At 70.2% G+C, this 11,254-nt stretch carries 8 protein-coding genes and 1 pseudogene; 7 read left to right on the top strand and 2 right to left on the bottom strand.

The window, feature by feature from the left end:
* Positions 1-46: 46 nt before the first annotated feature.
* From AB0F70_RS22280 to AB0F70_RS22295, 4 genes and pseudogenes are all read left to right on the top strand, one after another.
* A pseudogene (locus AB0F70_RS22280) lies at positions 47-2,848 on the top strand (BTAD domain-containing putative transcriptional regulator); the annotation flags it as partial.
* Between the two features lie 351 nt (positions 2,849-3,199).
* Complete coding sequence (locus AB0F70_RS22285) at positions 3,200-3,850, top strand: SDR family oxidoreductase (RefSeq protein WP_357453496.1); 651 nt, start codon at positions 3,200-3,202, stop codon at positions 3,848-3,850.
* Positions 3,851-3,944: 94 nt separating this feature from the next.
* Positions 3,945-4,829, top strand: a complete 885-nt coding sequence (locus tag AB0F70_RS22290; protein WP_357453466.1) for an endo alpha-1,4 polygalactosaminidase — start codon at positions 3,945-3,947, stop codon at positions 4,827-4,829.
* Between the two features lie 32 nt (positions 4,830-4,861).
* Entirely contained in the window at positions 4,862-5,284 is a 423-nt protein-coding gene (locus AB0F70_RS22295) for a winged helix-turn-helix domain-containing protein (protein ID WP_357453468.1), read from the top strand.
* A gap of 67 nt (positions 5,285-5,351) precedes the next feature.
* Here the strand turns inward: AB0F70_RS22295 and AB0F70_RS22300 are convergent, their stop codons facing one another.
* Positions 5,352-6,056: an ABC transporter ATP-binding protein gene (locus AB0F70_RS22300; protein ID WP_357453471.1), complete on the bottom strand. Its 705-nt coding sequence runs from the start codon at positions 6,054-6,056 to the stop codon at positions 5,352-5,354.
* Positions 6,053-8,215, bottom strand: coding sequence for a hypothetical protein (locus AB0F70_RS22305; RefSeq protein WP_357453474.1), 2,163 nt, complete (start codon positions 8,213-8,215; stop codon positions 6,053-6,055). Before AB0F70_RS22305 ends, AB0F70_RS22300 begins: the two co-directional genes overlap by 4 nt.
* Positions 8,216-8,372: 157 nt before the next feature.
* On the opposite strand from AB0F70_RS22305, the gene manD reads away from it, so the two are divergent.
* The 3 genes from manD (at position 8,373) to AB0F70_RS22320 (ending at position 11,071) form a co-directional block, all read left to right on the top strand.
* The gene (gene manD / locus AB0F70_RS22310) at positions 8,373-9,587 is read left to right on the top strand and encodes a D-mannonate dehydratase ManD (RefSeq protein WP_357453477.1); all 1,215 of its coding nucleotides are present in this window, start codon (positions 8,373-8,375) and stop codon (positions 9,585-9,587) included.
* 85 nt (positions 9,588-9,672) lie between these two features.
* The gene (gene sigK, locus AB0F70_RS22315; protein WP_357453480.1) at positions 9,673-10,254 is read left to right on the top strand and encodes an ECF RNA polymerase sigma factor SigK; all 582 of its coding nucleotides are present in this window, start codon (positions 9,673-9,675) and stop codon (positions 10,252-10,254) included.
* Entirely contained in the window at positions 10,247-11,071 is an 825-nt protein-coding gene (locus tag AB0F70_RS22320; protein ID WP_357453483.1) for an anti-sigma factor, read from the top strand. The genes sigK and AB0F70_RS22320 overlap by 8 nt, the downstream gene beginning before the upstream one ends.
* Positions 11,072-11,254 lie beyond the last annotated feature (183 nt).

The following is an 11,254-nucleotide window of genomic DNA, read 5'->3' on the forward strand; positions in this document are numbered from 1 at the left end:
CGGCGCGCACGATCGGCTGGGGGTTCGCTGCGGGTACGGTGGCGCGATGCGATTCGGCGTTCTCGGCCCACTGGTCGTGTGGGACGCGGACGGCCGCCCCGCGCATGTCCCCGAGGTGAAGGTCCGGGCCCTGCTGACCGCACTGCTGGTCGGGGAGGGCCGTCCTGTGCCGGCTGACCGCCTGGCCGACGACCTCTGGGGCGACGACCCGCCGGGCAACCCGGTCAACACGCTGCAGACCAAGGTGTCCCAGCTGCGACGGACCCTGGAGCTGGTGGAGCCCGGCGGACGCGAGCTCGTGGCGTACCAGGCGACCGGCTACGTGCTGCGCGCAGCAGACGTCGACGCCGTCCAGTTCGTGGGGCTGCTCGGCGCGGCCGGAGCCGCCGTCGACCCGCGTGGCAGGGCCAGGCTCCTGACCGAGGCCCTTGCACTGTGGCGTGGCCCCGCCTACGGCGAGTTTCGCGACGAGGGATTCGTGCGTGCGACGGCCGCTCGCCTCGAGGAACAGCGGCTGACCGCCGAGGAGGAGCTGGCGGAGGTCAGGGTGGAGCTCGGCGAGCATGCCGCGGTGGCGGACGAGCTCGGCGAGCTGGTCGCCGCGCACCCGCTGCGCGAACGCCTGCGTGCCGCGCACCTGCGCGCCCTCTACCGCTCCGGACGCCAGGGCGAGGCACTGTCCGGGTACGACGACGTGCGCCGCCGGCTGTCCGACGAGCTGGGCATCGACCCGGGTCCTGAGCTGGCCGACCTCCACCGGGCGATGCTGCGGCAGGAGCCGTCGCTCGTCCGGCCGTCGTCCACCCCGCCGTCCCGCGTCCCCGCGGCGCCGCGCACGAACCTTCCGACGCCGATCACGGGTCTGATCGGGAGGAAGGACGCCGTGGCCGAGGCATCCGTCCTGCTCGGACGCGCGCGCCTGGTCACCCTGACCGGGCCCGGCGGCGTCGGCAAGACGCGGCTCGCTCTTGCGGTCGCCGAAGCCACCAGCGATGCCTTTCCCGACGGGGTGTGGCTGGTCGAGCTGGCCGGGACGACCGGCGAGACCGCGACCGTCGCCGAGCTGGTGGCTGCCGTGCTCGACGTGCGCGACGAGACGGCGACGGGCGCCCGGCCCGGTGTGCCGAGGGACGGGCTGGCGGTCCGGCTCGCCGACGCCCTCGCCGCCCGCCGGATGCTCCTCGTGCTGGACAACTGCGAGCACCTGATCGAGCCCGTCGCGGAGCTGGCGGAACAGCTGCTGCGGGCCGCTCCCGGCCTGCGAGTGCTGACCACCAGCCAGGAGTCGCTGGCGGTCCCGGGGGAGGCCCTGTTTCAGGTGCCGCCGCTCGCGCTTCCGGCACCGGGCGAGGACCCGAGGCTTGCGGCGTCCGTGCAGCTGCTCGTGGCACGGGCCGCGGACGCCGCGCCCGGATTCGTGCTGGACGACTCGACCGCCCCGGCGGTGGCGGCGATCTGCCGGCGGCTGGACGGCCTGCCGCTGGCCCTGGAGCTCGCGGCGGCCCGGATCCGGGCGCTGGGTGTGCAGGGCGTGGCCGACCGGCTGGACGACCGCTTCCACCTGCTCGCCGTCTCCGGACGCGGCAGACCCGCCCGCCAGCGGACCCTGCGCGCGATGATCGACTGGAGCTGGGAACAGCTCGGCGAGGGCCAGCGTCACGTCCTGCTCCGGCTCGCCGTCCACCCGGGCGGCTGCTCGCTGGAAGCGGCGGAGGCCGTGTGCGCGGACCTCGGCCTGGACGTGGCCGAGGTCGTGGACGAGCTGGTCCGCCGGTCGATGGTCGAGCTCGCCGGGGGATCCCGCTACCGGATCCTCGAGTCCATCACTGCGTACTGTCTCGAGCGGCTGGCCGACGACGACCCGGCCTACCTGCACCGCGACCGCTACTACACCGAGCTGGCGGAACGGGCGAGACCATACCTCCGCGGCCCGGACCAGATCCGGTGGCTGAACCGGCTGGACGTCGAGGCACCCAACACGCGGGCGACCCTCGAACACGTCACCGACCGGGCCCTGGCGCTGCGGCTGGTCGACGCCCTGGCCTGGTACTGGCACCTGCGGGGCCGACACCGGGAAGGTCACGCGGCGCTCGCGGCGGTGCTGGCGCACGTCGGACCGTCCCTGCGGAGCACGAGCGTGCCGCCCTCGACAACCGCATGGGCCGCGGGGTTCGCGTTGCTGACGGGCGACGGCAGCGACCTGCTGGACCGCAGCCGAGCCGCAGCGCGGGACCTGGACGCCGCTGATGCCCGGTCGCGGTGGTTCCTGGCGCTCGCGCACCTGACGTTCGGCGACGCGGCAACCGCGGAGACCCTGCTGTCCGAGGCGCTGCCCCGGTTCCGGGCCGACGGCGACCGCTGGGGCGAGGCAGCCGCGCTGGCCGGCCGTGCCAAGCTGGCGATGTTCCGGGGCGACCTGGCGCTCGTCGAGCTCTCGGGCCGGGCCAGCCTGGTCGTCTTCGACGAGCTGGGCGACGCCTGGGGACGGCTGCAGGCCACCGACATGCTCGGATACCTGGCCGAGGTGACCGGCGCGTACGAGCAGGCAGAGCACCTGCATCAACAGGGGCTGCGCCTCGCCGAGGACCTGAAGCTGTGGGTCGACGTCTCCTACCGGCTGTCCAGCCTCGGCAGGGTCGCGCTGCTGAACGGCGACCTCGACGCGTCGCGGGAGCTCCACACGCGGGCGATGACCGTGGCCGCCGACCAGTCGCACCGCTTCGCCGAGGAGTTCGCGCGGGTTGGCCTCGGCCTGGTGGCCCGCCGCGCCGGGGACCTCGACGCGGCGGAGCAGCTCTTCCAGCGGTCCCTGACCTGGAATCGTCGCCTCGAGGCCGACTACGGGGTGCCCTACTACGGCGTGACCCTGCTCCTGGTCGAGCTCGGCTTCGTCGCGGAGCAGCGCGGCGACCTCGCCGCGGCGCAGCGGCTGCACCGGGAGGCGCTCGCCGCCGCAGAGAAGATCGACGACGTGCGCGCCGTGGCGCTGGCCAAGGAAGGGCTGGCCGCGGTCGCGGCCGCAGAGGGTTCCTCCGAGGACGCGGCGGCTCTGCTGGCCGAGGCCGCGGCGCTCCGCGAGTCGGTGAACGCGCCGCTCCTGCCCGCTGAACGCGGGGACGTCGACCGGGTCGAGGCCGCCGTCCGTGCAAGCAGCGGCTTCCGGCATAGCCTGGAGCCGAACCCCACGGAAGGAAGCACCATGTCCCGAGTCTTGATCATCGGTGGCCACGGCAAGATCGCGCTCCGGCTCGCCCCTCTCCTCGTGGAGCGAGGCGACGTCGTCACGAGCGTGATCCGTAATCCCGACCACCAGGACGAGGTCGCGGCCACCGGAGCGATCCCGCTGGTCGCCGACGTCGAGCACCTCGACACCGACGGGCTGACCGCGCTCCTGGACGGGCAGGACGTTGTGGTCTGGTCGGCCGGCGCGGGCGGCGGAAGCCCGGAGCGCACCTACGCCGTCGACCGCGATGCCGCCGTGCGCTCGATGGACGCCGCGAAGGCGGCGGGCGTGTCGCGCTATGTGATGGTGTCGTACCTCGGCGCCGGTCCTGGTCACGGGGTGCCGGAGGACAACTCGTTCTTCGCGTACGCCGAGGCGAAGACGGCGGCCGACGAGCACCTGCGTGGCACGGACCTCGACTACACGATCCTCCAGCCCGGCCCGCTCACGCTGGACGAGCCGACCGGACTCATCGAGGTTGCCGACCCGGGCGACGGGCGGGTCTCCCGCGCCGACGTCGCAGCGGTCGCCGCGGCGGTCCTCGCGGACAGCACGACCGTGGGGCGCACCATCGCCTTCGGGAACGGCGGGACGCCGATCGCCGAGGCGGTCAGCGCACCGTCGTAGGCCCTGGCCTATGGCGACGCGTGAGTGATCACTCGGAATGATCGGTTGCCCGTGAGGCGGTGTCCGTGTCGGAGGCTGCGCCTACGATCTGCAGATGCCTCAGCTGATCGTCGTGACACTCGCCGTCCTCGTGCTCGCGGGCTGCCAGGGCAGTGTCGGTGCAGGTCAAGAGACTGATCAAGGTGACGGGCAGGACAGCGCGTCCGTGAACGTCGCCGACGTGACCCTCCCGGCGACGAACGGCCGGTTCGATTATCAGCTCGGCGCCGCCTACGAGCTGGACGGCGGGCTCGACGTCGTGGTGCGGGACGCGACGGCCGAGCCCGCCGAGGGCGCCTACAACGTCTGCTACGTCAACGGGTTCCAGACCCAGCCCGGCGAGGCCGACCTCTGGCTCGACGGCAACGAGGATCTCCTGCTGCATGACGCGGCGGGGGAGCTCGTCGTCGACCCGGACTGGCTGGACGAGTACGTCCTGGACCCGTCGACCGAGGCGAAGCGCGACGGCATCGTCGACATCCTCGGCCAGGTGATCACGGGATGTGCCGACGCGGGCTTCGATGCGGTGGAGATCGACAACCTCGACACCTGGACCCGCTTCACCGAGCCGAGCACCGGCCTGATCGAGCAGGACGCCGCCCTCGCGCTCGCCGGCTCGTACATCGACCTCGCGCACGAGTCGGGCCTCGCCATCGGGCAGAAGAACGCCGCCGAGGCGACGACTGCGGCCCGCGAGCTCGGATTCGACTTCGCGGTCACCGAGGAGTGTGCGGCCTACGACGAGTGCGGCTCGTACACCGGCGTCTACGGGGAGCACGTGCTCCAGATCGAGTACACCGACAACCTTCCCGACGGGTTCGACGCCGTCTGCGCTGACCCGGACCGTGCCCCGCTGGCGATCCTCCGCGACCGGGACCTGGTGGGTCCCGATGCCGCCGCCTACGCCTACGAGCAGTGCGAGGCGCTTGATTCAAAATGAATCACCGCTTAGTCTCGCGGTAGGAGGTCACCATGTCGAACAACATTGCCCGTGTTGATGAGTCGGACCTGAAGATGGCCTATGTCCGTGCGCGCCTGGCGGAGATCGAGCGGACCCGGCGCGTGTACCTCGCGGCTGAAGGTGGAATGCCACAGCGCGACATCGCGCGTGCAGTGCACATGTCTCAGTCCGCCGTGCATCGGCTGATCGCTCGGGCCAAGGTGCTGGGCGTCGGTGAGTCAGTCGAAGAGATCGTCCTCGAGAGGCACGTGGGCAAGTGCTCGACCGACGAGATGCTTCGACGTCTGCGGGAGATGAGGGCCTGGCTGCCCCGTGTCGTCGACCCTGTCGATGGTGTTCTACCCGGTTCGTCAGAGGAAGACGTCGAGGTGCTGCTCGAAGGTGGATTTCTCACCGAGGCCGAGGTTGACCTGATCCTTGATGCGCATGAGTGAGCTGCGCGACGAGCGCTTGCTGCAACTGGCGCCTCCCGTCGTCAGTATCCAGGCTCGCCGAACTGGCTCAGGTTGAGATCGTCAGGTGGCCGTCACTCAGCGTGAACTGGTGGTCGGCTCGTTGTGCGACCGCCGGGTCGTGGGTGACGATGACGACGGCGCAGCCAGTTTGCGCAGGGATGTCGAACAGCAGTTCCGCGGCGGCTTCGCGGAGCTCGGCATCGAGAGCGCCTGTAGGTTCGTCGGCGAGCAACAAGACTGGGTCGTTGATCAGAGCGCGTGCGAGCGCGGTTCGCTGTCGTTCACCGCCGGAGATGACGGTCGCCGAGCGCTCTCCCGGCAGGCCAAGGCGCTCAATGAGTTCATCTGCTCGCCGTGCTGCTACCTCTGGATCGCTCTTTGAGAGCCAGGACGGGAGCAGGATGTTCTCTTTGACGGTCAGTTCGTCGAGTAGTTCGGCGTGCTGGAACACCACTCCTATACGGGCCCCACGGATCTGCGCTCGTCGGGTCCGAGACGCTGAGGAAATCTGCTCGCCAGCGATGGTCACCGAACCACTGCTCGGGGCGATCAGACCCATGATGATGGACAGCAGAGTCGACTTGCCCGACCCTGATCGCCCCTGCACCGCGATGGACGCTCCAGGTCGAACTGCGAACGAGACCCCATTGAGGATCGTTTGACGCCCGATCATGTGCGAGACGTTGTCGACGAGCAGCGAGTGTTCGTCGGGCGCGATGGACTGTTCAGGCATGCTCGCTACCTCGGTCATGAGTCATCTTCCTTTCCTGGACGCCACTGCGTCGCCGCACGCAGTCCGGTGCGCCACTCGTGCAGTGCGGAGGCGGCTGTTGCGACGATGACCAGCAGGCACAACAGGCCGATGATCTCCCGCACGGAGGTTCCATCAACACCAGAGGCATCGACCACGCCGGACAGGTAGACCGCGCCCGAGCCACCGACCAGGACCGCCGTCACGGCGACGATCCCACCGCGGACGGCCGCGCACCGGGCGTGAAGTGCAAACCTGCCTGAGACCGCGGTGATTCGCGAGGTCTTGCGCGCGACCTGAGCCACTGCGTGCCAGTTTCGCATCACCCCCGCGACCAGCAGCATGGCGGCACCGATGACACCAAACCATGCAACCCAGCGCATCTGGTGTGACTCGGATGCCGCACCAGCCCGCCAGGTCTCGCCGGGTCCCGAGACCTGCCAGCCTGGTGCGACGATCGTGTTCAGAGCCGCTTGCAGCTCAGACGTGGACAGGCCGCCACCCGGGTTGACCACGACAAGGTCCTGCTCCGTCTCCGTATCGTTGAGGATCTCCGGATCGCCAGCGACGACCTCGACGCTGTCCGCCCCGGCGGCCAAATTCTGCGGAAGGTCGTCCAACGCTTGTGGAGTCCACATACCAGGCTCCAGACCGATCGTGCGAAGTGCTGCGGTCGGGCTGGTCAGGGTTGTCTCCATCTCGAACGTCCCGTCCCGCTCGATCCATCGTTGCCCGCGGTGGAGGACGACCGTGCTCGCGGCCGTCCCAGAGACGATCTGGTCGACGACGTGCTGCTCGGCTGGCACGGAGGGCAGGCTGACAGTCGCATAGGTCCCGTCCCATCGTGCGTAGGCCGCGTTCGCAGCGCGCAAGTCGTCCGAACCCACCGAGACGGTCGCAACGACCTGGGAAACGAGGAATACCACGACGGCACCCGTCCCGGCGATGCGCGCGCTTGTCCGCGGCGCGGCGTCGAGGTGTCGACCGGTAACGACCAACGATGGCAGCGATCGGGCCGCCCCAATGGATGCGACCAGCTGCCCACACGTGCGGACAAACCACCCGCACACAAGAGGCATGAGACCGATCCCCACGAGGGTGCTGAGTGCGAACCAGGCCTGCGCATCGGGCGAGCCAGTAGCCGTGGAGTTGATCGCTTGGAACCCACTGAGACCGAAAGCGACAGCGACTACTGCGGCGATGTAGCCGGGGTAACGAGGTTCGCGGCCACGGGGCCGCGTCATCTGGCGCGCGCGAGCCGGCGCGCATGCAACAGCCGCGACTGCAACTACTACGGCTCCGGCCACCAGGCACGCCAAGCCTCCCTGCCAGGCGACTGCTCGCATGTCAGCGGCGAGCAACCAATAGCCCACGCCCGGGAGGAAGACGTCGGTGAGGCAGGAGATGCCGAAGACACCTAGCGCACAAACCACACCGATCAGGGCTGGCCGGGCGGCGGCTCTGACCTCCAGCCCAACGAGGTACCGGGGAGTGGCTCCGAGCGCTTCGAGCACGGTCTGGCGACGCCGTCGCCGGTCTTCGCCGAGTTGCACCGCGACAATGACCAGCCCCAGCGCCGGGACCAGGACGAAGATACCGATCAGTGTCAAGATCTGTGTCGGCGGCTTGTCCGTCCAGACGTCACCGGCCATCAGTGATCGATTCGCTCCACCGAATCCTGTGGCGGAGATCCAGCCGCGGCCAGTGGACTGAGCTTCCGGTATCCCGTCAGCGGGGCGAACGTAGACGATCCGTTCCGTCGGCGTCGACAGCCCGGACGCCCCGACGCTCCCGGCCACGGTCCCATAGACACCATCGATCTGGTCACGATAGGTCTCGAGAGACGGCGAGATCACGACCTCGCCCGGGTCCGGCCAGGCTGCGAGCCCTGGAGGAGGGCTCGTTCGACCATCGATCGGTTCGATGTAGACGAACGAGGCTTGCCCCCCACCTACCGCCCGAAGCACGTGCTGATACTGCAGCACAGCTTTTTGGCCCTCGCTGGCCTCCACCGGGGTGCGCTCCACGGTGCGCTCATGGCGCCCGTCATAGGCTGCGAACACGGCGATAGCCGCCGTGAACGACGCTGCCAGAAGCAGCGTCGCCACGACGGTCGTCACCGTTCGGGCCAGGTTACGACTCGAACGTGCTGAGATCATTCGTTCTCGTTCCGCCCCGTGCACGACATCGGATCGAAGGTACGGGACCCGCATGCCCTCACTTGCGTGACGCGCCACAGCCATGTGCGCGCCGCAACACCGTGAAGTCGGTAGAGGCCGGACCCGGCCTCCTGAATCGCCAACAGAAAGTCTCCGCATGAAGATCGTCGACGCCAAGGTCGTCGTCACCTCGCCCGGCCGTAACTTCGTCACGCTCCAGATCACCACCGACGACGGTGTGACAGGGCTCGGCGACGCCACCCTCAACGGGCGAGAGCTAGCCGTCGTCAGCTATCTGCGCGACCACGTCGCGCCGCTGCTGATCGGCCGGGACCCGCACCGGATCGAGGACGCCTGGCAGTACCTCTACCGCGGCGCGTACTGGCGCCGGGGCCCGGTCACCATGGCGGCCATCGCCGCCGTCGACGTCGCGCTGTGGGACATCAAGGCGAAGGTCGCAGGCCTGCCGCTGTACCAGCTGCTCGGCGGCGCCAGCCGGGACCGGATCATGGCCTACGGGCACGCGAGCGGCGCGAGCCTGCCCGAGATCTTCGACTCCGTGCGGGCCATGCAGGAGCGGGGCTACCGCAGTATCCGCGTCCAGAGCGGCGTGCCGGGGCTGAAGTCGGTCTACGGGGTCCACGCGACGACGTCGGCCGACGGGTCCGCTCCGGACGTGCTCGCCCGGCCCGTGGTCGAGGACTGGGACACCGCCGCGTACCTGCGGTACATCCCGCGCGTGTTCGAGGCGGTCCGCAACGAGTTCGGTCCGGACCTGCCGCTGCTGCACGACGCGCACCACCGGCTGTCCCCGATCGAGGCCGCCCGGCTCGGCAAGGACCTGGAGCCGTACGACCTGTTCTGGCTCGAGGACTGCACGCCCGCCGAGGACCAGGACGCGCTGCGCCTGGTGCGGCAGCACACGACCACGCCGCTGGCGATCGGCGAGGTGTTCAACACCGTGTTCGACTACCAGACGCTGATCGACGACCGGCTCATCGACTACGTGCGCTCCGCCGTCACGCACTTCGGCGGCGTGAGCCCCCTGAAGAAGCTGTTCGACTATGCCGGCCAGCGCGGGATCAAGAGCGCGATCCACGGCCCGGAGGACATCTCGCCGGTCGGGATGGCCGCTGCACTGCACCTCGACCTCGCGATCCACAACTTCGGCATCCAGGAGTACTCGGGGCACACGGACCTCACCAACGAGGTCTTCCGCCACGCGTACACGTTCGACGACGGCTACCTCCACCCGGGCGAGGCCCCGGGCATCGGCGTCGAGCTGGACGAGGAGCTGGCGGCGGCCCACCCGTACGAGCCGGGCTACCTCCCGGTCAACCGCCTCCAGGACGGTTCCGTCCACGACTGGTGACCTGGTTCACCCCATCCGGGAACGGGTCGGCGACGAACCATGTGTGCGGAGACGATCGGGGGTGGGTGTGGGGCAGACTGGGGCGGTGGCCTCACCACCAGTCCGGACCTCGTCGCGCGACGCCGTCGACGCGCTTCTCACGGCGTGCGCCGGAGGAGATCCTGCGTCGTTCACGCCCGTGTACGACGCGCTCGGGCCGGTAGCCTACGGCGCGTCGCTCGGCGTCCTGCGCGACCCCGACCACGCGGCAGAAGTGACCCAGGAGGTGATGGTGGAGGTGTGGCAGACAGCAGCACGTTTCGATGCGACCCGCGGCTCCGCCCGCACCTGGGTCGCGACGCTCGCACGCCGTCGGGCCGTCGACCGCGTGCGGTCCGAGCAGGCACGCCGGGACCGTGACCAGCGGGACACGGACCTGGACACCAGCCGCGTGGCGCGGGACATCGTGGTCGAGGACGTCGAGCGGAACCTCGAGGGCTCCGCCGTCCGCCGCTGCATCGAAGGCCTGACCCCCACCCAGCGCGAGGCGGTGGTCGTCGCGTACTACGGCGGCCTGACCTACCGCGAGGTGGCCGAGAAGCTCGACGCCGCGCTGCCCACCGTCAAGAGCAGGATCCGCGACGGGCTCAACCGGCTCCGTGACTGCCTGGGGGTGCGACATGGCTGACGAGACGAGCACTGGTGCGCGGAGCACGCGTGCAGATGTCTGGGACCTGTTGCCCGGCTATGCCCTCGACGCCCTCGACGACTCGGACCGACGCGCCGTCGAGCACCTGCTGGAGTCGGACGCCGACGCGCGCCGCTCGCTCGACGAGTACCGCGACGTCGTGGCGGCCTTCGCCGTCGAGGCCGAGCCCCCGGCAGCCCTGCGGGCTAGCGTGCTCGAGCTCGTGCAGAGCACGCCGCAGCTTCCGGCCGCTACCGTCTCGGCGGTCCCGGAGGTCGCGGACGATCCCGCTGTGCCCCTGGGCGCTTCGCCCTTCGACGACGCGGTACCGGAGGCGGGGGACGGCGTCGTCGTCGACCTCGCGTCCCGCCGCCGTCGGCGCTGGGGTGCCGCGGTGGCTGCCGTCGCGGCGGCGGCCGCGATCGCCGTCCCGACGACGATCGCCGTCCAGGTGACCGCCGAGCGGGACCGGCTGCGCGAGCAGTCCCAGGTGGTCGCCGAGATGCTCGCCGACCCCGACGCCGCGATCCTGCGCGCGGCCGTCGAGGGCGGCGGCCAGGCCTCGGTCCTGGTGGCCGACGACGACATGTTCTTCCGGGCCGCGGACCTGCCCGACCTCGCCGACGACCGGGCGTACCAGCTCTGGGTGGTCGCGGAGGACGGGAGCGTCTCGTCCGCGGGCGTGCTGTCGGTGCGGGACGGCGAGTCGACGACGCTGGTCCAGGGTTCCGAGGGCATCGGCATGGCCGTTACCGTCGAACCCGAGGCCGGCTCCGAGCAGCCGACGTCCGACCCGGTGGTAGTGCTCGGCGCCTGACCGCCCGCAGGCGTAGCGCAGAGCAGATGTAGCGCAGAGCAGACGCAGGCACAGAAGAGCGGGCCCTCCGGGTCTCGACAGGCTCGACCACCGGTGGTCGTCGCCAGTGATGAAGCCAGCTTCCTCACTGACGAGGTATGCCACAGCAGACGCAATCTCTTTCGCATCCGCGAGCCGTCCAAC

Source organism: Promicromonospora sp. NPDC023805 (assembly GCF_040639635.1).
Classification (GTDB): Bacteria; Actinomycetota; Actinomycetes; order Actinomycetales; family Cellulomonadaceae; genus Promicromonospora.